Here is a 22,784-nt window from a genome sequence, read left to right as displayed (position 1 = left end):
TCTAACTCGTTGAATCTTCGCATCGACTCGAAAATCGATTCCGATTCTCGGCGGCGGTAGCGCTGTCATATGCATTCTTGCCCCAGCTTCGTCACATTTTATGCACAGGTCCGAAGCGGGATTTTGCCGAAGAGTTTCAATACCTAACGGCAAATGGCCGGTCGTAAATTCCACAATGTCGTCGCATTGCAGCATATTTTCCGCTTGCCTGTGGCACAAATGACCCTAGACTCTGGCCATAGCTCTTTAAGAGGAGGCTATGACGTGGGACTCACGAGGCCAATCAACGCATTGATGATCTGTGCTGCTTTTGCATTCATCGGAGCCCTGATAATGGGCTTTCTTCCGTAGACCCGCCAAAGCAACGGAAGATCAGCACCGAATAGTCCAAGTCATCGAAAAGGCCGGGTTTTTACCCGGCCTTTTTGCATTTCCAGAGACTTGGCCGAGACTTACGCCGCAGCAGACCCCGCAGCTTCAGCCTCATGCGAGCGGATGCCGATCATGTGGCAGACGGCGAAGACCAGATCGGCCCGGTTCATGGTGTAGAAATGGAAATCGCCGACGCCGCGCTCGACAAGGTCCAGCACCTGCTCGGCCGCCACCGCGGATGCCACCAGCGCATGCGTCTGCGGGTCCGTCTGCAGCCCGTCGAAGCGCTCGGCCATCCACGCCGGCACCAGCGCGCCGCAGCGCGCCGAGAAATTGGCGACCTGGGTGAAATTGTGGACCGGCAATATGCCCGGCACGATCGGTATGTAGATTCCGGCCCGCCGTGCCCGCTCGACATAGCGCTCGTAGAGATCATTGTCGAAGAAGAACTGGGTGATCGCCCGTGTCGCGCCATTGTCGACCTTGCGCTTCAGCATGTCGATGTCGGTGGCGAAATCCGGGCTCTCCGGATGCTTTTCCGGATAGGCGGAGACCGAGATGTCGAAATCGCCGACACCTTTCAGCGCCCCCACCAGTTCGGCGCCATTGGCATAGCCGTCCGGATGCGGACGGTATGCGGCGCCGACGCCCTCGGCCGGATCGCCGCGCAAGGCGACGAAGCGGGTGACACCCATGTCGGCGAATTCCTGAATGACTTCATCGACCTGGTGACGCGCCGCATCGACGCACGTCATGTGCGCCGCCGGCGTCAGCGCCGTTTCGTTGAGGATGCGCTTGACCGTGCGCGCCGTGCGCTCGCGCGTCGAGCCGCCGGCGCCATAGGTGACGGAGACGAATTTCGGCTTGAGCGGCTGCAGCCGGGTGACTGTGTCCCACAGCCTTGCTTCCATCTCGTCGCTCTTCGGCGGGAAGAACTCGAACGAAACTCTGACCTTGTCGCCAATGTCAGGGCGGCGGGAAAAGCGGAACTGGTTCATCAGGCGGTTTCCCCTATCGGATAGGCATTGGCCGGTTGTGCGTGGTTGGAAGGATCGGCGATCAGCATGCGCTGGTCACGGCCGAGCCACAGTTTGACGGTGAGCCTGGCCTCGTTGCCGCCGCGCGGCTCGAATTCCTGGCTGTCCTCGAGATCGAGCCCGGCCTCGGAAAACCACTCGGTGATCTGCCGGTCGGAAAAGCCGAGCCGCACATGCGCATGCACGTCGCGCAGGAATTCCAGTGCGTGCGGAGCGAAATCGACGATCACCAGCCGGCCTGCCGGGCGCAGCAGCCTTGCTGCCTCGCGGATGGCGCGGGCGGGATCGTCGAGATAGTGCAGCACCTGGTGGATGGTGACGAGATCGAAGGCGTCGCGCTCGACCGGTGGCGCAAAAATATCGCCCTGGCGCACCTGAGCATTCGAAATGCCGGCTTTGTCGAGATTGGCGCGCGCCACCGTCAGCATCTCGCGCGACATGTCGATGCCGATGCCGCGCCGGTAGAGCGGCGAAAAAATCTCGAGCAGCCGCCCGGTGCCGGTGCCAAGATCGAGCATCGACTGGAACGGCCGTTTGCCGACGAGCTTGAGCAGCGCCGCCTCTACGGCACGGTCCGGCACATGCAGCGAGCGGATATGATCCCAGCTTGCGGCGTTTACGGAGAAATATTCGGCGGCGCGATCCTGCCGCTTGCGCTTGACCGCTGCCAACCGCTCGAGGTCACGCTCGACCTGCGGATCGGCATCCCGGATGCCGGAGACCAGCCTGAGCACGAAATCCCGCGCCGCATCCGAATCCGACAGCCGGAAGAAGGCCCATGAGCCCTCCTGATAGCGGCCGATCAACCCCGCCTCCAGCAGCAGCTTCAGGTGGCGCGAGACACGCGGCTGTGACTGGCCGAGGATTTCGGTGAGATCGGAGACGGTCAGGTCGCCGCGCGACAGCAACGCCAGGATGCGCAACCGGCTGGATTCGGCCGCCGCCTTCAATGTATCTACCATGGTGTCGAGAGCGACATGCATGCGAGCATTCTCTTTGAAAAAGATATAAACATATGTTTATGTCGATTTTGATAGCCTTGCAAGCGCTATGTCGCTTCCGGACAAGAAAATGGCGCATGCGTGACGGATCGCGCAAAGCCGGAAGCAGGATCGGGGCGAAAATCCATGTTCGAGACGCGCAGCGGCGAAAAGCTTCTGGAAACCGATCCGGCCGATATGCCGCCGGACGGCCATGTCGTCTTCATAGGCCGCATTGCCTCGCCTTGGACCGCGCGGGAAACTTGCCCCAAGAACATGAAAGCCGCGCGGGAAACCGGACAGCAGGCGGTTCTCACGATCGACCAGCGCTATCGTAGCGGCCTGCTTGGGCTGGAGCGGGCCAGCCACGTCATCATCCTGTCCTGGCTGCACCACGCGCCGCGGACCCTGATTGTTCAGAAACCCCGCCATGCGACTGAACCGAAAGGCGTTTTTTCGCTGCGCTCCCCGGCCCGGCCGAACCCGATCGGGTTGCATATCGCCAGGCTCGTCGCCCTCGACATCGATACGGGCCGTATCGATATCGATGCCATCGACGTGCTCGACGGCACGCCGGTCATCGACATCAAGCCTTATTTCGCATCGACCGACGCCTTTGCCGAGGCGACCATTGCCGGACGGGACGGGCCCGGACGGGATGGGCAATGAGCGCGCCGACCGGCCGCCGCCGCGCCATCGCCAAGGCGCTGACAGCGCTTTTGCCGCTGGCGCCCTATGCCGACATGGAAAAGATCCGCGCCGACGCCGGCGCGGTGCATATGAAGAGCTTGCCGCCGACGATCGCCGTGTGGCTGGCGACCATCGCCCATATCCGTCATGTGCACACCGACTACGAAAAACTGCTGGCCGAAGGCTACGACCGCGACTCGGCGCGCTTCTTCGTCATGGAACAGACCAACATCGTGCTGACCCGCTGGCGCGCCACACGTCTGCTCGATGACGAGGAGGAAGAGTAACAAGTTCCTCGACGGCCCAGCGGCAAGACCAGCCTGTGTCTTGTACCACCCGCCGAGCCGCTCTATCCCGCCATCTGGGCGGCGAAAAACGATCTGACGGAGGACGTGATGAGCAACTCGATCGATCCGCATGCCAAACCACTGCCCTCGCTCTCCGCCCATCACATAGACCCTCACTCCTATCCGGACGGCGTTGCCTTCCTGGACGGGCAATATCTGCCGATGTCGCAGGCCAAGATCTCGGTACTGGATTGGGGCTTCCTGCATTCCGACGCCACCTACGACACGGTGCATGTCTGGGGCGGTCGCTTCTTCCGCCTCGACTTGCATCTCGATCGCTTCTTCGGCGGGCTGGAAAAGCTGCGCATGACGATGCCGTTCGACCGCGATGGCGTCGCCGAGATCCTCGAAAATTGCGTGGCGCTGTCGGGTCATCGCGCCGCTTATGTCGAGATGCTGTGCACGCGCGGCACCTCGCCGACCTTCAGCCGCGACCCGCGCGACGCGGTCAACCGTTTCATGGCGTTCGCCGTTCCCTTCGGCTCGGTCGCCAATGCCGAGCAATTGCAGCGCGGCCTGCATGTGGCAATCAGCGACAAGGTGCGCATCCCACCGGCTTCGATCGACCCGGCGATCAAGAACTATCATTGGCTCGACCTGGTGCGAGGCCTCTACGACGCCTATGACCGCGGCGCGGAGACCGCGCTGCTCCTCGATTTCAACGGCAATGTCGCGGAAGGCCCCGGCTTCAACGTCTTTTGCGTGGATGACGGTAAACTGTCGACGCCGGCTGTCGGCGTACTGCCCGGCATCACCCGTCGCACCGTCTTCGATCTCTGCGCGGAGGCGCGGCTTGCCGTTGCAGCGGCCGATGTCAGCGTTGCTGCGCTGCGTCGGTCCGACGAGGTCTTCATCACCTCGACTGCCGGCGGCATCATGCCGGTGACGATGATCGACGGTGTTCCGGTCGCAGACGGCAAGGTCGGCGCGATTACCAAGCGCCTCATCGCGATCTATTGGCAAAAGCACGAAGACCCGGTCTGGTCTAGCCCGGTACGCTATCCCTGACCCATCCCTGGCCGACTGTTATGGCGCAGGCTCTCATCAACAAAACGTGCTCGACCTTGATAGGTCCGGAATGCTCCGTATATGCTGGAACGGAGTAGCCTCCGTTTAGACCATGATCCCCGAAAGTGGAATCCGGTTTTCGCTGGAGATCATGGTCAAGCAAGAACTCAAAATCAAAGCTCGCAAGGGCAAGAACTGGTGGATCATGACACACAAGGTTTGGTTTATTACCGGATCGTCGAAGGGTTTCGGCCGCGTCTGGGCAGAAGCAGCACTCGCCCGCGGCGACCGCGTCGCGGCAACGGCCCGCGATGCCGGCACGCTTGCCGACTTGGTCGACAAATATGGCGACCATATCGCCGCGATTAAGCTAGACGTCACCGACAAGACGGCCGTCGATGCCGCCATTGCCGAAGCGCATAACCGCTTCGGCCGGCTCGACGTCGTCATTAACAATGCCGGCTATGGCCATTTCGGGGCCATCGAGGAAGTCAGCGAACAGGAGGCCCGCGATCAGATCGAGACCAACGTGTTCGGCGCTCTCTGGGTGACCCAGGCCGCCCTGCCGATCCTGCGGGCGCAGAGGTCCGGCCACATCATCCAGATCTCGTCGATCGGCGGCGTCAACGCCTTCGCCATGATCGGTCTCTACCACGCCTCGAAATGGGCGCTGGAAGCCTTTAGCCAGTCGCTTAGCCTGGAGGTCGCGGAGTTCGGCGTCCACGTGACGCTTGTCGAGCCGGGCGGTTTCTCCACCGACTGGGCCGGACCGTCCGCCAAGGTTTCGAAGCCGATCGCTGCCTATGAGCCGGCTCGTGCCGCGATGGCGGAGCGCCGCAAGCGCTCGGTGGCCGGTGATCCCGCCGCCACCGGACCGGCAATGCTTGAAATCGTCGATGCGGCCGAACCGCCGCTTAGGGTGTTCTTCGGCGATGGCGGCCTGCCGATGGCCAACCAGGAATATGCCAATCGCATCGCGCTGTGGGAAAAGTGGGATCACCTGTCCATCATGGCGCAGGGCGCGAACAAGAACCGCAAGGCCGCCTAAGACCGATCCGGAAATCGCTACGCCGCCATGGCGGCGTAGCCCCAGCCTCACCCGCCCTAAGCCCGGTAAATCCACTGCTCGGGCACACGCACCGAAATCTCCTCGCCGGTCGTGATGCGGCCTGGTTTTTCGACCCAGGCGACGAGGCCGCGCAACCGCTTTGCCGCCTTCGGGAACAGCAGCGCGCCGGCCTCGTGGTCGGCCATTCCGGCATTTTCGGCGACCGATCGCCCGGCGATGCGGCAAGGTCCGTTCTGCGCGTCGACCTTGATGGTGACGCCTCCCCTGAAGAACAGCAGCGTGCCGGACGGCAGCATGGAGAGATGCGGCAGGCCTTCGATCAACAGATTGGCGCCGATCCACTCCGGCTTGATCTCGGCGATGCCCATCCGCCGGGCAACGATCGCCAGCTCGTCCGCCGCCACAACAGACAGCTGCCGCTCGTTGCGCATCTCGGTGCCGCGTGGATACCAGGGCTCGCGCCCGCCGGAGCGCCGCGTCGCGCCGGCGTGGAAATCGCCGTCAATGCCGTCGAAGCCGAGCCGTAGTTCATCCACCGCGCGTGTCTCGAAATGATCTGATGGCGCGACGTAAACCGCGACCACCTGCGCGGCAAGCTTCCGCGCCGGGATGATTTCGACCGGGTTGTCGGTCTCGGGGAAGAGATCCGGCATAGGCTTCGCTCCTTGCGTGATGCCAAGCAATTAGCCGCAGTGAGCTCATCAGGTCCAGTCTAAAGCGCTGATGCCCCAATCAAGCAGACTGATGCGATTACACACCGGCGCCCGCTAATGCTGGTGCCGTTCGCGCCAAGACCGATCAGAGCATGCGCAATAGCGCCCCGCCAATCGAATAGCCGGCGCCGAAGGCGCAGAGCAGGCCGTAGTCGCCCGCCTTCATGTCGGCGTGGTTCTCCGACAGGGCGACGATCGCGCCGGCGCCGGCGGTGTTGCCGAGGCGCTCCAGCACCATCGGCGCGCGGTCATGGCCGACCTCGTGGCCGAACGACAGCTTCAGGATCATGGCGTTCATCCGGGCATTGGCCTGATGCAGCCAGAAGCGCCGGATCGCCTGCGGCGTCAGCCCGTGCTCGGCCAGGAACTCGACGATGAACTTGTGCCCGGCGACGGTGACTTCCTTGAACACCTTGTTGCCGACCTGCTTGATCAGGTTGCCTTCCAGATTGATCATATACGGATCGTCCTGGGCGGTGCGTGTGTAGTAGCCAAGATTGGTGCGGATGTTGTTGGACATCTGCGTCCAGGTGCGCGTGTCGAGCACCTCGAAGCGTCCCGGTCGCTTATCGCCCTGGGCAAGCCCCTCGACGACCATCGAGACCGAAGCATCGCCGAAGATGAAATGCGTCTGCCGGTCGCGGAAGTTGAGATGGCCGGTAATGATCTCGGGCGTCGTCACCAGCACGCGCCTGTGTGCGCCCGCCCGCACCAGATTGACCGCAATATGCAATGCCGCCGCCGCCGATGAGCAGCCAAGGCCCATGTCGAAACCAGCGCCCTTCGTGCCCATCGCCTGCTGCATCTCGATAGCGATCGCCGGATAGGGCCGCTGGTGATGCGAGGCCGAGCAGATCACCAGGTCGATATCCCCAGGCTCCAGGCCGGCATGGTCGAGCGCTTTCCTGGCCGACGCGATGCCGAACTCGGCTTCGAGCGACAGCGCATCGTCGGGCCGCACCGGAATCCGCGGCGCCATGCGGGTCGGGTCGAGAATGCCTTCCCGCTCGATCACATGGCGGGTCTGTACGCCCGAAGCATGGACGATGAAGGCACTGTCCGACTTCTGCAGCAGCGTCTCGCCCGAAGCCTCGCGGCGGACATTCTCCGTGTCGACCCAGGCATTGAAGCTGTCGACCAGTTCTTCATTGGTGATCGAAGGCTCGGGGATTTCAACGCCGATACCGCTGATGATGACGCGATGCATTTCCACCCCATGCGCAGGCGTTGCGGCTCTCATTTGGGCGCCGCGAAGGTTGGGCGCAACTGTTTTTCGTACCTGGTGGGTGTTTACGCCGGCTTAAATCAAATGCCTGAGGCAAAAGACCACAACCTTGCGTTGCCGAAATGCGCATGGTGCGGATCAAGCGCCGCCAGGCACTGCCTCTCTCGGTGTGGCTACCGTTTCTAAGCGGATCGCCGCGCGACTATGAACAGGCGCGGAAAACGCAGCAGCACCTTGCCGTTTGCCGTCTTCGAATAGGCTTGGGTTATTCTGGCAGTGTAGCGATTGAGGAAAAGCCGGCGCTCGTCCTCGTCGAGCGGATCGAGGAACGGCTTCAGCCCGGTCGACTTCAGCCATTCGACAATGGCTTCGGCACCGGCAAGCGGATGATTGTAGGCGGTGTGCCAGATGTCGAGCCGGTCTGAGAACGGCGACAAAAGATCGTAGTAGAACGACACCGGCGGCAGCGGCCCGCCCGCAGCACCCCTAAGCTTTGAGGCAAACGGCATTTCGGCCGCCGTCTCCCGCATCAGCCGGTGTGAAGGCTCGCCCATATTGTCGGGCATCTGCACGGCAAGCGCGCCGCCGGGCGCCAGAAATCCCATCAGCCGCTGGAAGATCGCCGGATGCTCCGGCAGCCACTGGAACACCGCATTGGCAAAGATCACATCGACCGGCTGTTCGGGCAGCCACGCCGCCGCATCCGCCAGCTCGAATGTTACTTCAGGCAGACGCGCCCTCGCCTTCTCGATCATGTCAGGCGAGGTGTCGAACCCGCTGACCTGCGCGCTCGGCCAGCGCGCGACCAGCAATTCGGTAGAATTCCCCGGCCCGCAACCGATGTCGACCACCCGGCGCGGCATCGCCACCGGCACCTGCGCGACAAGATCGCGCGACGGCCGCGTGCGCTCGTCCTCGAATTTGAGATATTGGGCTGCGGACCAGTCTGCCATTTCAGCTCCTCAGATCATTTGAGAATTCGCCGCCCTAAAAAAACCCTACCGCGTCAACCTCTTGTACGTCATGCGGTGCGGATTGACGGCATCAGGGCCGAGCCGGCGGATCTTGTCCTGCTCGTAATCCTCGAAATTGCCCTCGAACCATTCGACATGGCTGTCGCCCTCGAATGCCAGGATGTGCGTCGCCAGCCGGTCGAGGAACATGCGATCGTGCGAGATGATGACGGCGCAGCCGGCGAAGTTTTCCAGCGCGTCTTCGAGTGCCGCCAGCGTTTCCGTATCGAGATCGTTGGTCGGTTCGTCGAGCAGCAGCACGTTGCCGCCGGTCTTCAGCATCTTGGCCAGGTGCACGCGGTTGCGCTGGCCGCCGGACAGATTGCCGACCTTCTGCTGCTGATCGCCGCCACGAAAATTGAACGACGCGCAATAGGCGCGGGTGTTGGCCTCGAACTTGCCGAGCTTGACCACTTCGGCGCCGCCCGAGATTTCTTCCCACACGGTCTTGGTCGGGTCGAGCGCGTCGCGGCTCTGGTCGACGTAACCGAGCTTGACCGTCTCGCCGACGCGGATCGTGCCGGCATCCGGCTTTTCCTGGCCGGTGATCATGCGAAACAGCGTCGTCTTGCCGGCGCCGTTCGGGCCGATGACGCCGACGATGCCGCCGGGCGGCAGCTTGAAATCGAGATCGTCGATCAGCAGCGTGTCGCCAAAGCCCTTCGACAGGCCCTCGACCTCGATCACCACATTGCCGAGCCGCTCGCCATGCGGAATGACAATCTGGCTGTCGCTCGGACGCCGCTTGTCGGCCGCATCCAACAGATCCTGGAACGCCTGGATGCGCGCCTTCGACTTGGTCTGCCGGGCTTTCGGGCTGGACTGGATCCACTCGCGCTCGCGGCCGATCGCCCGTTGGCGCGCGTCGTCCTCGCGGCCCTCCTGCTTGAGCCGCTTGGCCTTGGCTTCGAGATATTTGGTGTAGTTGCCCTCATAGGGAATGCCGCGGCCGCGGTCGAGCTCGAGGATCCAGCCGGTGACGTTGTCGAGGAAGTAGCGATCGTGGGTGATGATCATCACCGCGCCCGGATAGGCGCGCAGATGCTTTTCCAGCCAAGCCGTCGTCTCGGCGTCGAGATGGTTGGTCGGTTCGTCGAGCAGCAGAAGGTCGGGCTGCCGCAGCAGCAACTGGCAGAGTGCTACGCGGCGGCGCTCGCCGCCCGACAGCTTGGTGACGTCGGCTTCCTTGGGCGGGCAGCCCAGCGCTTCCATCGCCATCTCGACCTGCTGTTCGAGATCCCACAGGTTCAGCCGGTCCATCTCGTCCTGGAGCTTGGCCGACTCGTCGGCCGTCTCGTCGGAATAGTTCATCATCAATTCGTTGTAGCGCTCGATGATCGCGGTCTTGGCGACGACGCCTTCCATGACGTTCTCGAACACGGTCTTGTTCGCATCGAGTGCCGGCTCTTGCGCCAGGTAACCGACGGTGGCGCCCTCGGCCAGCCATGCCTCGCCGCTCCACTCCTTGTCGATGCCGGCCATGATCTTGAGGATGGTCGACTTGCCGGCGCCGTTCGGGCCGAGGATGCCGATCTTGGCGTCGGGGTAGAAGGAGAGATGGATGTTCTCAAGCACCTTCTTGGTGCCATAGGCCTTGTTGAGGCCGGCCATGTGATAGATGAACTGGCGTGCCACGCGCGCTTTCCCTGAAAAGTCGACTGGATGTCGGATTGAATGGAAGTTGCGCGCTATGTAGGCGATGCCGCGCCGAACGGCAAACTGTTTTGGCATTTCGAACGTGTCACTGGAACTCGATCGGATCGACGGTGCCTTTCGGACAACCCGCATTGTTCGTCGGCACTGATGCCAGCAACAGCTCACTGAGCGAAGAGTTCGGACCGATCGGCCCGGTCACGCCGAGCGTCAGTTCGCCGATCAGCCGCCTGCCGCTCGAACGGTCGTTCAAACAGGAGACGCGAACCCGCTCGCCCGCGCCGGGACCGAAAGCACTGTCGAAGGCGGCGCGGATCTGGTCGGAGGTCAGATCCCGGCCAATTTTTTGCGTGAAAAGATCACGCACCGGTGAAGCATTCACCGCGCGCGCCAGGTTCAGCGCATCGGAAAAATACTCTTGCTGGCTTTTGCCGTAACAGGTGCCATGCTTGATCCACTCATGCCTGTCGAGATCGGATGCGGTGCCCGGCATCACCTGATCGAGCTCCGACCGCGTGTTCGGCTCGAGCTCGACCGGCGGCAGGTCCTGCCAATGCGCCGGATTGTCGTTCGCCTTGTCGGCCGCTGCCACTTGGCAATAGAAATTTCCGTTCGGCTGCGGCCACAGCCCATGCAAGGTGAAATGCGTCGCGTCAAAACCGGCCGCGGTCTGTGCCTTGCATTCGGTCTTGCTGGGCTTGGTTTCGCAAAAGGCCGGCTGCCAGCTCAGCGCGAGGACATATTCGGGTTTTCCCGAAGCGGGCGCAGCAGACTTCTCCCGGTCGGCTGGCACTGGTGCTGTCGGCATCCTTGACGCGCCCGAAACATGGCCGCAATCGACCTTCACCCAGCGGCGCTCCGGATCGGCCCCCGGCACGCGGATCAGATAGTGCGTGGGAGCATCCTTGTTGCCAGCCAGAAGCTCGTAGCTCTGTCCTGCATCGGTCGCGATATTTCCGGGGTTCTTGCCGCTCTTGATGGCCTGCGTCGCTGGACAGGTGGCGTCGGCCACGAAGGAGCCGCTCATCTTCACCTCGGCCCGCGCAGCACCCGTTAGCAACGCGGCGACAAGTGCCAATCCAAAAACAAGGCCTGTCAGCGTACGCATGGGTACTCTCCGGTTGCAAAATGCCGCGGCAACAAACCGCCGCCCTCTCTCGGTAGCAAATTCTCGATGTCAGAATTGCGATACCCCGCGTCGCGACACAAGAACGGCGCTGCGGAAAACACGGATTGACGCAAAACCGGCGTCGGCGCACACAAACGTCCGCAGGCGCAAAAGACGCGTTGGAGACGAAGCGAGAATGTCATTCAGCCAGCAGCGCGTGATGCGATCACCGACCGGCGCCGAGCTCAACCTTTATGTGAAACGCGCCGAGGGCCGCCCGCGCGCAGTCGTCCAGATTAATCACGGACTGGCCGAACACGCGGCGCGCTATGTCCGCTTCGCTACCTTTCTGGGCGAGCGCGGCTACCACGTCTACGCCCATGACCATCGCGGCCATGGCGCCACCAAGGCGCCAGATGCGCCACTCGGCCAGTTCGCTCAATCGGATGGCGGCGCCAAGGTCATCGCCGATGTCGCCGCCGTGCACGATCTGATCGCCGCCGAACATCCCGGCCTGCCCGTCATCGTCTTCGGCCATTCCATGGGCGGCCTCGTCGCGCTGAATTTCATGCTTCACCATTCGAACCGGCTGCACGCCGCCGCCATCTGGAACGCCAATTTTTCCGCCGGGCTGGCCGGCCGTGCCGCGCGAATCATCCTGGCCTGGGAAAAGTTCCGGCTCGGCTCCGACATGCCGTCGCGCATGCTGCCTAGACTGACCTTCCAAGCCTGGGGCAATGCCGTCCCCGATCACCGGACGCCGTTCGACTGGCTGTCGCGCGACGCAGCCGAAGTCGACAAGTACATCGCCGATCCGCTGTGCGGCTGGGATGCCTCGGTGTCGATGTGGCGCGACCTGTTCGGCTTTGTCTTCGACGGTGCCGACGACACTAACTTTTCCGGCGTCCGCAAGACCCTTCCGATCTGCCTGGTCGGCGGCGAAAAGGACCCCGCCACCGACGGCGGCAAGGCGGTCGCCCAGCTCGCTGGCCGCCTGCACAGGATGGGCTTTTCGAATCTCGTTTCAAAGGTTTACGCCGAGACCCGCCATGAAAGCCTGAACGAGGTGAATCGAGATATCATCATGAACGATTTCGCCGCATGGGCCGATAGGGTGCTGAAACAAGCGTGATCGACATTGGCATGGTCGGGTTGGCCCATTGCAAGAACCGTGACAGCAGCACGCGGGATTGATAGTGCATGTTGCCCAAAAGTGCGCAGCGGTTTTGGGATAACGACATGCATAAAAAGAAAACTAGAGCCTGCGTTCCCGATCAATCACGGTGATCCATGACCGAGCCTCCGCTGAAAGGCATCCGCGTAATCGAACTCGCCCGCATCCTGGCCGGGCCGTGGGCCGGGCAGCTGCTCGCCGATCTCGGCGCCGACGTGATCAAGGTCGAGAGCCCTGATGGCGGCGACGACACCCGCAATTGGGGTCCGCCCTTCGTCATGAGCCATGACGGCGAAAACCTTTCGGCCGCCTACTACCATTCCTGCAATCGCGGCAAGCGCTCCATCGCCATCGATTTCTCGACGCCCGGAGGTGCCGAGACCGTGCGCCGGCTGGTCGCGACATCAGATGTGCTGATCGAGAACTTCAAGCTCGGCGGCCTGAAGAAATATGGCCTCGACTGTGACAGCTTGCGCAAAATCAACCCGCGGTTGATCTATTGCTCGATCACCGGCTTCGGCCAAGACGGGCCCTATGCGCCGCGCGCCGGCTATGACTTCATCATCCAGGGCATGGCCGGCATGATGTCGATCACCGGCGAAGCCGGCCGCGAGCCGCAAAAGGCCGGTGTCGCCATATCGGACATTTTCACCGGCCTCTATTCGGTGATCGCCATCCAGGCCGCACTTCGCCACGCCGAGAAGACCGGCGAAGGCCAGCATATCGACATGGCGCTCTACGACAGCCAGATCTCGGCGCTCGGCAACCAGAACCTCAACTATCTGGTCTCGGGAAAATCGCCGGTGCAGATGGGCAATGCGCATATGAACATCGCGCCCTACGAAGTGGTGCCGGTGAAGGACGGCCACATCATCCTGGCGATCGGCAATGACGGCCAGTTCGCCAAATTCTGCGCCGCCGTCGGATTGGACGACCTGCCATCGAACCCCGATTTCGCCACCAACCCCGCCCGGGTCGCCAACCGGGCGACGCTGCGCGAGCATATAATCGAAGCGCTAAAGACCTTCGATCGCGATCCGCTGCTGGCCAAGCTGGAGGCGGCAAGCGTGCCTGCCAGCCCGATCAACACGATCGGCGAGATGTTCGCCGACCCGCAGACCATCGCGCGCGGCATGCGGCTCGACCTCGACGACGGCCATGGCAACCTGTTGCCCTCGGTGCGCGCGCCGATGGTCATGTCGGGCACGCCGCTGGTCTATGAGCGGCCCTCGCCGCGCCTCGGCGAACACACCAAAGAAATCCTTGCCGAACTGGAGAGGTCAGGAAAATGAAAACCGGCGGACAACTGATCGTCGATGCGCTCGAAGCCAACGGAACGGACCGTATCTATTGCGTGCCCGGCGAATCCTACCTTGCGGTGCTCGACGCGCTGCACGACTCGCCGATCCGCACCATCGTCTGCCGCCAGGAGGGCGGTGCTGCGATGATGGCCGACTGCCATGGTCGCCTGACCGGTAGGCCCGGCATCTGTTTCGTCACCCGCGGTCCCGGCGCCACCAACGCCTCGGCCGGCATCCACATTGCCATGCAGGATTCGGTTCCCGTCATCCTGTTCATCGGCCAGGTCGCCAGCCACGCCAAGCAGCGCGAGGCCTTCCAGGAGGTCGACTACGTCAGGTTCTTCGGTGATATCGCCAAATGGGTGGTCGAGATCGACGACGCCGCGCGCATCCCCGAATTCGTCACCCGCGCCTTCGCGGTGGCGACGTCCGGCCGTCCCGGCCCGGTCGTCATCTCGCTGCCGGAAGACATGCTGACCAGCTTGGCCGAAGCGCCGGAAGCCCTGCCCCACACGCCGGTCGAAACGCGGCCGGGCGAGGCCGAGATCGATGCGCTGGAAAAGCTGCTCGGCAAGGCAAAGCGCCCTTTCGTCATCCTCGGCGGCACGCGCTGGGATGCGGCGGCCGTCGCGCGAATGCGGACCATCGCCGAAGCCTGGTCGCTGCCGGTCGGCTGCTCCTTTCGCCGCCAGATGCTGTTCGATCATCTCCATCCGAACTACGCCGGCGATGTCGGCATTGGCATCAACCCGAAGCTGGCCACCGCCATCAAGCAGGCCGACCTCGTGCTGCTCGTCGGCGGCCGCATGGGCGAGATGCCATCCTCCGACTACACGCTGCTCAAGAGCCCCTACCCCGACCAGACGCTGGTCCATGTCCATGCCGACGCCGGCGAGCTCGGCCGTGTTTATCGGCCGACGCTGGCGATCAACGCCTCGCCGTCCGCTTTCGTCGAAGCCTTTGCCGGGCGCAAGCCGGCCGCCACGCCGGCATGGGCTGATGAAACACCGAAGCTGCACGCCGCCTATCTCGACTGGTCGACACCGCCCGAAAGCGGCCCCGGCGCCGTCCAGATGGGGCCGATCATGAACTATCTCGAAAAAATGCTGCCCGACGACGCGATCCTCACCAACGGCGCCGGCAACTACGCCACCTGGGTGCATCGCTTCCACCGCTCCCGCCGCTTTGCCACGCAGGCAGCGCCGACCTCCGGTTCGATGGGCTACGGCACGCCGGCGGCGGTCGCCGCCAAGGAATTGTTTCCCGAGCGCGACGTGATCGCCTTTGCCGGCGACGGCTGCTTCCTGATGAACGGCCAAGAGTTCGCCACCGCCGTGCAGTACGATCTGCCGATCATCGTCGTCGTCGTCAACAACGGCATCTACGGCACCATCCGCATGCATCAGGAGCGCGAGTATCCCGGCCGTGTCGTCGCCACCGACCTAAAGAATCCCGACTTCGCGGCGCTCGCCCGCGCCTATGGCGGCCATGGCGAGACGGTCGAGAAGACGGCCGACTTCGCGCCGGCCTTCGAACGCGCGCGTGCCAGCGGCAAGCCGTCGATTGTCGAGATCAGGCTCGATCCCGAGGCCATCACGCCGACCCGGACAATGACCCAGATCCGCGACAGGTCGTAAGCGCCAGAGGCATAGGCCGAGTTCCTTCGCGCAAACTTCGACAGGTAATGCAGCGCTCCCTCGGGCGACGTTGCGCTACATCGCCGCTGCCTTCTCGATCTGCCCGCGGATCTCGCCGTCCTTGTGGACCGCCGTATGGAGGTTGATGTAATATTTCCCGGCCATCAGGTCGGCAGCCTGCGCGTCGGTCAGGATCGCCGCCCCCTTGAACGGGCTTTTCGGAGCGCCCTTGAACGGGATGACGACGCCGGCATTTTCACCCTTTGCTGCCGGACCGTGAATATGTCCCGCCGTCGCCGGTCCACTGAGACCTGAATACGTCACGTTCCAGGTCAGCTGTTTCGTGGCGGTGTTGAAGCCGAGATCGGCCTCGCCTTTGCCCTCTGTGGTGATGGGCGGATTCTGCTGAGCGCCATCGAGCGTCGCCTTCATCTTCATCATGTCGGCCAAGGCCGGTGAAGCGCACAGGAAGGAAGCCGAAACGGCCAGCGCCGAAAGCATCGGCGAGAAGGATTGCATGCGCATGGAAATCTCCGTTGTGGCGATGTACATCCGCTGAAGCTGGATGCACCGCAACAACGGTTGCGGCGAGTGGATGTTTCCACCGGTAACGGCTATTTTACATCCCACAAAAAAGGGGGCGGTCGCCCGCCCCCTTTTTCAACTGAAGAAGCCCAGTTGATCGCCTCTATTGATGGCTCCCTACTTGATGGCCTTGTCGGTGATGGCGGTCGTGTAGGCGCCGGTCGGCTCCTTGGTGATGATCTTCTGGTCAAGCAACGCCTTGGCGGTGCGCGCGTAAGTCGCCGGGTCAAGCTTGCCGTCGGCATTGTCGATCAGCTTGGCGACTTCGCCCATCATGCGCTTCTGATGGTTCTCGTCCTGGCCGCCATTGTCCATGACGATGCCGGCCGCCTCGTCGGAATTGTCGACGGCATATTTCCAACCCTTCATCGAAGCGCGCACGAAACGCACCATCTTGTCCTCGAAGGCCGGATCCTTGAGCTTGTCCTCCAAGGCATAGAGCCCGTCCTCGAGCAGGTCGTTGCCCATGGCCGAGTAGTTGAACACGATCAGCTCCTCCGGCTTGTAGCCGGCGTCGATGAGCTGCCAGTATTCGTTGTAGGTCATGACCGAGATGCAATCCGCCTGCTTCTGGATCAGCGGCTGCACGTCGAAACTCTGCTTCAGCACGGTGACGCCGTCCGGACCGCCGTCGGTCTTCAGGCCGAGCTTGTTCATCCAGGCATAGAACGGATATTCATTGCCGAAGAACCAGACGCCGAGTGTGCGGCCCTTGAAGTCGGCTTCGGTCTTGATCGGGCCGTCCTTCGGGCAGACCAGTTCCATGCCGGCCTTCTTGAACGGCTGGGCGATATTGACCAGCGGCACACCCTTTTCGCGCGCGGCCAGCGCGCCGCCCATCCAGTCGACGATGACGTCGGCGCCGCCGCCGGCAATCACCTGCTCGGGCGCGATATCGGGGCCGCCCGGCTTGATCTCGACGTCGAGGCCCTCGGCCTCATAGAAACCCTTGTCCTTGGCGACGTAGTAGCCGGCGAACTGGGCCTGTGTGACCCATTTCAGCTGCAGCGTCACCTTGTCGGCGGCCATCGCTTGGAACGCGGCAAGCGACATCGCGCCGGCCAGCATCGAGATAACAAGTCTTTTCATGTTTTTACCCTCTGAAGTTAAGTGTTCACCCTTTTAGGATCAGGACCTTCAATGCGCCCTGATTCCAAACCCGCCACCGCCCTATCCACCACGGACGGAGGGATGCCAAAACGTGACTGCTCTCTCGAAAAGAGCGACCACGCCATAAAAGACCGAACCCGCAAGTGCTGCAACTGCGATTTCGGCCCAGACCATGTCGATATTCATCCGTCCGACTTCGGTCGAAATCCGGAATCCCATGCCGACGACCGGCGTGCCGAAGAACTCCGCAACGATGGCGCCGATCAGCGCCAGCGTCGAATTGATCTTCAGCGCGTTGAAGATGAAGGGCGCCGCCGCCGGCAACCGCAGCTTGAACAGCGTCTGCCAGTAGCTAGACGCATAGGTGCGCATCAGGTCGCGCTCCATATGGCCGGAGGCGGCAAGCCCGGCGACCGTATTCACCAGCATCGGGAAGAAGGTCATGATGATGACGACGGCGGCCTTCGACTGCCAGTCGAAGCCGAACCACATGACCATGATCGGCGCCACGCCGATGATCGGCAGCGCCGAGACCATATTGCCGATCGGCAAAAGCCCGCGGCGCAGGAACGGCACGCGGTCGGCCGCGATGGCGGCAAGGAAGCCGGCACCACTGCCAACGACGTAGCCGAAGATCACCGCCTTGAAGATGGTCTGCCGCACGTCGGCGGCGAGCACCGGCAGCGAATTGGCGATGCGCACGCCGATGGCGCTTGGCGGCGGCAGCAGGATGAAAGGAATGCCCGCGCCGCGCGTCACCGCTTCCCAGATAATCAGGATCCAGGCGCCGAAGATCGTTGGGATGATCAGCCTCAAAGCGGTTGCCGCCCAGCGCGAGGTCGGGCGAAGCGCGGACAGGACCGTCACGCAGCGCCAGGCCAGAAGCCATGCCGCGGCAAGCAGCAGATAGAAGGATGCGCGAGCGGTCCCTTCGTTGCCGGTTATGCCGGCGAGCAGCACCCACGCCGCGCCGTGCGCGCCAAGGAAAAGCAACACCACCCCAATTGCCGGGGGGAAATTATCGGCCTCGATTGCCAGAAGCAGCAACAAGAAAATCAAAGCAGCGGTGGCGATACCATAACCGGGCGCCGCATCGACAAGCGGCCAAAGAAGGATCGCCCCGGCAAGCAGCGCAAGCGCTGCATACCCTTGCCAGGAACGAGGCGTGATCGACGAAAGGCTGAGGAGAGAGCTCATGCCGGCCTCCCGCCCATGGCGCGGTCGACGATGCGCCCGGCAATGCCGACCACCATCACCAGCAAGGCCGCCACGATCGAGCCGGCAACCAGCGCCGACCAGATGTCGATCGTTTGGCTGTAATAGGCGCCGGCGAGCAGCTTGGCGCCGATGCCGGCGACGGCACCGGTCGGCAGTTCGCCGACGATGGCGCCGACCAGGCTGGCGGCGACTGCCACCTTCATCGAGGTGAACAGGAACGGCACCGACGCCGGCACGCGCAGTTTCCAGAAGGTCTGCGACGGGCTGGCATTGTAGGTGTGCATCAGGTCGAGATGGGTGATCTCGGGCGAACGCAGCCCTTTGACCATGCCGACGGCCACCGGGAAGAACGACAGATAGGTCGAGATCAGCGCCTTCGGGATCAGGCCGGTGACGCCGATCGCCGCCAGCACGACGATGATCATCGGCGCCACCGCCAGGATCGGAATCGTCTGCGAGGCGATGATCCACGGCATCAGGCTGCGGTCGAGCGTCGCGACATGGACGATGCCGACGGCAATCACGATGCCGAGCGCCGTGCCGAAGGCGAAGCCGAGCAGCGTCGAGGACAGCGTCACCCAGGCATTGTAGACAAGGCTGCGGTTGCTGGTGACCTTGCGCAGAAAAGTGTTCTCGAAGAAATTCACCGCCACCTGATGCGGCGCCGGTAGCGTCGGCTTCGGCTGCGACATCGTCTTGCCGATGAATTCCACAACCCCCGGCGTCTCGCCGGCACGGCGGTCGAGATCGCGCTGGAACGGCGCGTTGAGGATGACAGCGAAAACATACCAGACGACGACCACGCCAGCGAGGATCGAGGTCACCGGAACGATCTTGTCGCGAAAGGAGTCCATCAGCAGCGTTCCCCTCCTCTCCCCAACGGGGAGAGGGTGGCCGGAGCGAAGCGGAGGCCGGGTGAGGGGGTAGAAATCTTTCCGTCGAGGCAAGCTAAGACCGTATCAAGGACCGCTCGGCGTTCGGCCAAAACTTCATGGTTCCAGAACCGAAGAACGGAATAGCCGTGGTCATTCAGCCAAGCAGTTCTCGCGGCATCGGTTGGAGAATCGACGTGCTGGCTGCCGTCGATTTCCACAATCAGCGCTCTCTCGCGACAGACAAAATCTGCCAAGAAAGGCCCAAGCGGCACTTGCCTCACAAATTTGTAGCCGTTGAGATGACGTCCTCGCAGTTCCCCCCAAAGCCTGTATTCAGCCTCGGTCTCGTCAACCCGCAGCTTCCGAGCGCGAGCGGTTGCCTTCGCCCTTCTTTTGGTCGGATCTTTCGGCGCCGCCCCCTCACCCGACCTCCGCTTCGCTCCGGCCACCCTCTCCCCGTCGGGGAGAGGAGGGAGCCCATCCCGCTCAATCCTCATAGCTGTGCCCTGCCCTGAGCCCGTCACGCACCCGCGCCGCGATCGCCAAAAACTCCGGCGTCTCGCGGATGTCGAGCGGCCGCTTTTTCGGCAGCGTCGATTCGATGACGTCGCTGACACGGCCCGGACGCGGCGACATGACGATGATCCGCGTCGAAAGGTAGACCGCCTCGGGAATGGAGTGGGTGACGAAGCAGATGGTCTTGTTGGTCCGCTCCCACAGCTCCAGCAGCTGTTCGTTGAGATGATCGCGCACGATCTCGTCCAGCGCGCCGAACGGCTCGTCCATCAACAGAAGATCGGCATCGAAGGCCAGCGCCCGCGCGATTGAGGCACGCTGCTGCATGCCGCCGGAAAGCTGCCACGGGTATTTCTGCTCGAAGCCGCCCAGGTTGACGAGGTCGAGCGTGCGCTTGATGCGCGCCGCCTGCTCTGCCTTGGAGAGGCCCATGATCTCCAACGGCAGCGCCACGTTGCGGTCGATCGTGCGCCATGGATAAAGCGCGGCCGCCTGGAAGACATAGCCATAGGCGCGGCTCTGGCGCGCCTGCTCGGGCGTCATGCCGTTGACGGAGATGGTTCCCGATGTCGGCTTCTCCAGATCGGCGATGACCCGCAGCAAGGTCGTCTTGCCGCAGCCGGACGGCCCGATGAAGGAGACGAATTCGCCCTTGCCGATGGTCAGGTCGACATTCGACAGCGCCTGCACCGGACCGTCACTGGTCTGGAAGGTCAGGCCGAGCTTGCTTGCCGAAACGACGGCTGGCGACTGTCCCGTCATAGGCCGCAGCCTGCCTTTTCGCGCCGCTGCCGCGCCGGCCGGAATCCCGTTGCTTTTGCCACAATGCTGCTTTCCACTTACCTTGTCTCACTCGATCGACGCCCGGAGTTTGCCCGATGCCGCCCAAACCCACCTGCCATCTTATCCGCCCCGAAAACTCTTATGAAGGCAAGCAGGGACTGAGTTATTTCACCGGCATCGCCGCCGAGACGGTCGGCTCTACCGGCATCTGCATGCACCTGCTCACCATGCCGCCCGGTGCCCGCGCCAAGGCGCATATGCACGAAAGCCATGAAACGGCGATCTATGTGCTCTCCGGCGAAGTCCATACCTGGTATGGCGACCGGCTTGAACAGCAGATCGTGGTCAAGGCCGGTGACCTCTTCTACATACCCGCCGGCGTGCCGCATCTGCCGGCCAATCCGAGCGACAGCCCGGCCTCGGCGGTCATCGCCCGCACCGATCCCAACGAACAGGAAAGCGTCGTCCTGCTGCCGGAACTGGATGGGCTGGTCCCCTGAGGGCGGCTTTGAGGCAGCGGCAATCACCGGCACCGGGACACTTCCCCGTAAACGGTACCGGCCTCGTCGGCGATCACCAGCCTCTTGGCATTCCTGGTGCTCCGCCTAATGGTGAACTGGCCGGGTGACTCACCCTCCTCGCCTTCCGCCTGGCATTGCGCCTTCACCACCAGCGAACCGTCGGCCTGCACCTGGGTTTCGGTGAAGGTGCAGGCGCTGGCCACCGTGATGAATTCCTTATCGGTCAACAGCAGCATGTCCTCGGCATAGACTTCCTGACCGTTCTTGTTGATGCAGCCGGACTTGTTGCCATAGGGCTTGGAAAGGTCGATGGCGGCCGCCGAAGCCTGGCCAGCCGCCAGCATCACGGACGCAACGACCGCGAGATAAACAGCGCGCAAGCTCACACCCCGGTCGCCGGAATGCCTGATCGTTCCACCTTGCGCGGCGCGGAAATTTCCTTCCAGGTCGACAGCGCCCGGTTGATCGCTGCATTCGGCTCGCGAGCGACGAACTCGCCATGGCCGGGCTTCGCCTTGACCTCGTGTTCCTGGATCGACAGTTCGCCGCGCGAAAAGACGAAGCGTGGCAGGCCGGTGACCTCGAAACCTTCGAAGACGTTGTAGTCGATCACCGACTGCTGCTTCTTGGAGGTGATCGTCTTCTTGCGCTTCGGGTCCCAGACGACGATATCGGCGTCGGCGCCTTCGACGATGGCGCCCTTCTTCGGATACATGTTGAGGATCTTCGCGATGTTGGTCGAGGTCACCGCGACGAATTCGTTCATCGTCAGCCGGCCGGTGTTGACGCCGGTGGTCCACAGCACGGGCAAGCGGTCCTCAAGCCCGCCGGTGCCGTTCGGGATCTTGGTGAAATCGCCGATGCCGTTACGCTTTTGGCTAGTGGTGAACGCACAATGGTCGGTCGCCACCACTTGCAGCGATCCAGCCTGCAGGCCGGCCCACAGCGAATCCTGATGCAACTTGTTGCGGAAGGGCGGGCTCATCACCCGGCGCGCCGCATGGTCCCAGTCCTTATTGAAATATTCGCTCTCGTCGAGCGTCAAATGCTGGATCAGCGGCTCGCCGAACACCCGCATGCCTTTCTGGCGCGCCCGGCGAATGGCTTCATGGGCCTGCTCGCAGGAGACATGCACGACATAGAGCGGCACGCCGGCCATGTCGGCGATCATGATGGCGCGGTTGGTCGCCTCGCCTTCCACTTCCGGCGGCCGCGAGTAGGCGTGCCCTTCGGGGCCGTTATTGCCGGCGGCCAGCAGCTTCTGCGACAGGGCGGCAACCACGTCGCCATTCTCGGCATGAACCAGCGGCAGCGCGCCAAGATCGGCGCAGCGCTGGAACGACGAATACATCTCGTCGTCGTCGACCATCAGCGCGCCCTTGTAGGCCATGAAGTGCTTGAACGAGGTGATACCCTTGTCGACGACGGTGGCCATCTCGTCGAACACCTGCTTGCCCCACCAGGTGATCGCCATATGGAAGGAATAGTCGCAGGAAGCTTTCGAGGTCTTGTTGTCCCACATCTGCAAGGCCTCGAGCAGCGACTGCTGCGGCGACGGCAGGCAGAAATCGACAACCATGGTGGTGCCGCCGGCGAGGGCGGCGCGCGTGCCGCTCTCGAAATCGTCGGCCGAATAGGTGCCCATGAACGGCATTTCGAGATGGGTGTGCGGATCGATGCCCCCCGGCATCACATAGCAGCCGGTGGCGTCGAACTCGTGGTCGCCATGCAGGTCCGGGCCGATGGCGATGATCTTGCCGTGCTTGAACAACACGTCGGCCTTCCAGGTGCGATCGGCGGTGACGATGGTGCCGTTCTTGATGACTTTGGACATTTTTTTGTTCCCTTG

23 protein-coding genes are annotated in these 22,784 nt (G+C 62.9%); 8 read left to right on the top strand and 15 right to left on the bottom strand.

Features of this window, described 5'->3' with window-relative positions:
* Positions 1–452: 452 nt before the first annotated feature.
* Together metF and AC0L14_RS14430 are read right to left on the bottom strand one after the other, a co-directional pair.
* Positions 453–1,370, bottom strand: coding sequence for a methylenetetrahydrofolate reductase [NAD(P)H] (gene metF, locus AC0L14_RS14435; RefSeq protein ID WP_123151982.1), 918 nt, complete (start codon positions 1,368–1,370; stop codon positions 453–455).
* Entirely contained in the window at positions 1,370–2,392 is a 1,023-nt protein-coding gene (locus tag AC0L14_RS14430; protein WP_473485221.1) for an ArsR/SmtB family transcription factor, read from the bottom strand. Before AC0L14_RS14430 ends, metF begins: the two co-directional genes overlap by 1 nt.
* 144 nt (positions 2,393–2,536) lie before the next feature.
* Here AC0L14_RS14430 and tsaA point away from each other — a divergent pair, with 144 nt between their 5' ends.
* The 4 genes from tsaA to AC0L14_RS14410 all read left to right on the top strand — a co-directional run bounded on the left by tsaA (position 2,537) and on the right by AC0L14_RS14410 (position 5,482).
* Positions 2,537–3,058: a tRNA (N6-threonylcarbamoyladenosine(37)-N6)-methyltransferase TrmO gene (gene tsaA, locus AC0L14_RS14425; protein WP_473485220.1), complete on the top strand. Its 522-nt coding sequence runs from the start codon at positions 2,537–2,539 to the stop codon at positions 3,056–3,058.
* Positions 3,055–3,366, top strand: a complete 312-nt coding sequence (locus AC0L14_RS14420) for a DUF2293 domain-containing protein (protein ID WP_123151985.1) — start codon at positions 3,055–3,057, stop codon at positions 3,364–3,366. The genes tsaA and AC0L14_RS14420 overlap by 4 nt, the downstream gene beginning before the upstream one ends.
* 108 nt (positions 3,367–3,474) lie before the next feature.
* A complete protein-coding gene (locus AC0L14_RS14415) occupies positions 3,475–4,434 on the top strand; it encodes an aminotransferase class IV (RefSeq protein ID WP_473749922.1) in 960 nt (319 codons plus the stop codon).
* A gap of 205 nt (positions 4,435–4,639) precedes the next feature.
* The gene (locus tag AC0L14_RS14410) at positions 4,640–5,482 is read left to right on the top strand and encodes an SDR family oxidoreductase (RefSeq protein ID WP_473749989.1); all 843 of its coding nucleotides are present in this window, start codon (positions 4,640–4,642) and stop codon (positions 5,480–5,482) included.
* 56 nt (positions 5,483–5,538) lie between these two features.
* Here the strand turns inward: AC0L14_RS14410 and AC0L14_RS14405 are convergent, their stop codons facing one another.
* The 5 genes from AC0L14_RS14405 to AC0L14_RS14385 form a co-directional block, all read right to left on the bottom strand.
* Complete coding sequence (locus AC0L14_RS14405; protein ID WP_473485217.1) at positions 5,539–6,156, bottom strand: MOSC domain-containing protein; 618 nt, start codon at positions 6,154–6,156, stop codon at positions 5,539–5,541.
* A 145-nt stretch (positions 6,157–6,301) separates the two neighbouring features.
* Positions 6,302–7,423, bottom strand: coding sequence for a beta-ketoacyl-ACP synthase III (locus AC0L14_RS14400; RefSeq protein WP_473485216.1), 1,122 nt, complete (start codon positions 7,421–7,423; stop codon positions 6,302–6,304).
* A 200-nt stretch (positions 7,424–7,623) separates the two neighbouring features.
* Complete coding sequence (gene tam, locus AC0L14_RS14395; protein ID WP_473749921.1) at positions 7,624–8,394, bottom strand: trans-aconitate 2-methyltransferase; 771 nt, start codon at positions 8,392–8,394, stop codon at positions 7,624–7,626.
* 45 nt (positions 8,395–8,439) lie between these two features.
* On the bottom strand, positions 8,440–10,089 hold the full coding sequence (gene ettA / locus AC0L14_RS14390; RefSeq protein ID WP_473749920.1) for an energy-dependent translational throttle protein EttA: 1,650 nt from the start codon (positions 10,087–10,089) through the stop codon (positions 8,440–8,442).
* A 106-nt stretch (positions 10,090–10,195) separates the two neighbouring features.
* Entirely contained in the window at positions 10,196–11,215 is a 1,020-nt protein-coding gene (locus AC0L14_RS14385) for a ribonuclease T2 family protein (protein WP_473749919.1), read from the bottom strand.
* 196 nt (positions 11,216–11,411) lie between these two features.
* On the opposite strand from AC0L14_RS14385, the gene AC0L14_RS14380 reads away from it, so the two are divergent.
* The 3 genes from AC0L14_RS14380 to AC0L14_RS14370 all read left to right on the top strand — a co-directional run bounded on the left by AC0L14_RS14380 (position 11,412) and on the right by AC0L14_RS14370 (position 15,327).
* Positions 11,412–12,347, top strand: coding sequence for an alpha/beta fold hydrolase (locus AC0L14_RS14380; protein WP_473485212.1), 936 nt, complete (start codon positions 11,412–11,414; stop codon positions 12,345–12,347).
* A 158-nt stretch (positions 12,348–12,505) separates the two neighbouring features.
* Positions 12,506–13,681 carry a CaiB/BaiF CoA transferase family protein gene (locus AC0L14_RS14375; protein WP_473526555.1) on the top strand — a complete coding sequence of 392 codons (1,176 nt, stop codon included), beginning with the start codon at positions 12,506–12,508 and terminating at the stop codon, positions 13,679–13,681.
* Positions 13,678–15,327, top strand: a complete 1,650-nt coding sequence (locus AC0L14_RS14370) for a thiamine pyrophosphate-binding protein (protein WP_473526554.1) — start codon at positions 13,678–13,680, stop codon at positions 15,325–15,327. Before AC0L14_RS14375 ends, AC0L14_RS14370 begins: the two co-directional genes overlap by 4 nt.
* A gap of 75 nt (positions 15,328–15,402) precedes the next feature.
* Here AC0L14_RS14370 and AC0L14_RS14365 read toward each other — a convergent pair whose 3' ends face one another.
* The 6 genes from AC0L14_RS14365 to AC0L14_RS14340 all read right to left on the bottom strand — a co-directional run bounded on the left by AC0L14_RS14365 (position 15,403) and on the right by AC0L14_RS14340 (position 20,393).
* Positions 15,403–15,852: a CHRD domain-containing protein gene (locus AC0L14_RS14365; RefSeq protein ID WP_473526553.1), complete on the bottom strand. Its 450-nt coding sequence runs from the start codon at positions 15,850–15,852 to the stop codon at positions 15,403–15,405.
* A 177-nt stretch (positions 15,853–16,029) separates the two neighbouring features.
* The gene (locus AC0L14_RS14360) at positions 16,030–17,001 is read right to left on the bottom strand and encodes an ABC transporter substrate-binding protein (RefSeq protein ID WP_473526552.1); all 972 of its coding nucleotides are present in this window, start codon (positions 16,999–17,001) and stop codon (positions 16,030–16,032) included.
* 81 nt (positions 17,002–17,082) lie between these two features.
* Positions 17,083–18,219 (bottom strand): ABC transporter permease, encoded by a 1,137-nt coding sequence (locus AC0L14_RS14355; RefSeq protein ID WP_473526551.1) that lies wholly within the window; start codon positions 18,217–18,219, stop codon positions 17,083–17,085.
* Positions 18,216–19,094, bottom strand: coding sequence for an ABC transporter permease (locus AC0L14_RS14350; protein WP_473526550.1), 879 nt, complete (start codon positions 19,092–19,094; stop codon positions 18,216–18,218). Before AC0L14_RS14350 ends, AC0L14_RS14355 begins: the two co-directional genes overlap by 4 nt.
* The gene (locus tag AC0L14_RS14345) at positions 19,094–19,612 is read right to left on the bottom strand and encodes an endonuclease domain-containing protein (protein ID WP_473749918.1); all 519 of its coding nucleotides are present in this window, start codon (positions 19,610–19,612) and stop codon (positions 19,094–19,096) included. Before AC0L14_RS14345 ends, AC0L14_RS14350 begins: the two co-directional genes overlap by 1 nt.
* On the bottom strand, positions 19,602–20,393 hold the full coding sequence (locus AC0L14_RS14340; RefSeq protein WP_473526548.1) for an ABC transporter ATP-binding protein: 792 nt from the start codon (positions 20,391–20,393) through the stop codon (positions 19,602–19,604). The genes AC0L14_RS14345 and AC0L14_RS14340 overlap by 11 nt, the downstream gene beginning before the upstream one ends.
* A gap of 116 nt (positions 20,394–20,509) precedes the next feature.
* Between AC0L14_RS14340 and AC0L14_RS14335 the strand changes: the two genes are divergently transcribed.
* Positions 20,510–20,914 carry a cupin domain-containing protein gene (locus AC0L14_RS14335; RefSeq protein ID WP_473749917.1) on the top strand — a complete coding sequence of 135 codons (405 nt, stop codon included), beginning with the start codon at positions 20,510–20,512 and terminating at the stop codon, positions 20,912–20,914.
* Between the two features lie 23 nt (positions 20,915–20,937).
* Here AC0L14_RS14335 and AC0L14_RS14330 read toward each other — a convergent pair whose 3' ends face one another.
* Complete coding sequence (locus tag AC0L14_RS14330) at positions 20,938–21,321, bottom strand: hypothetical protein (protein ID WP_473526546.1); 384 nt, start codon at positions 21,319–21,321, stop codon at positions 20,938–20,940.
* Positions 21,318–22,769: a dihydropyrimidinase gene (gene hydA / locus AC0L14_RS14325; RefSeq protein ID WP_473526545.1), complete on the bottom strand. Its 1,452-nt coding sequence runs from the start codon at positions 22,767–22,769 to the stop codon at positions 21,318–21,320. Before hydA ends, AC0L14_RS14330 begins: the two co-directional genes overlap by 4 nt.
* Between the last annotated feature and the right edge of the window lie 15 nt (positions 22,770–22,784).

This window comes from Mesorhizobium sp. WSM4841, assembly GCF_055811515.1.
Note: the sequence above shows the minus strand (reverse complement) of the source record. Positions and strands in the feature narration are given on the sequence as shown.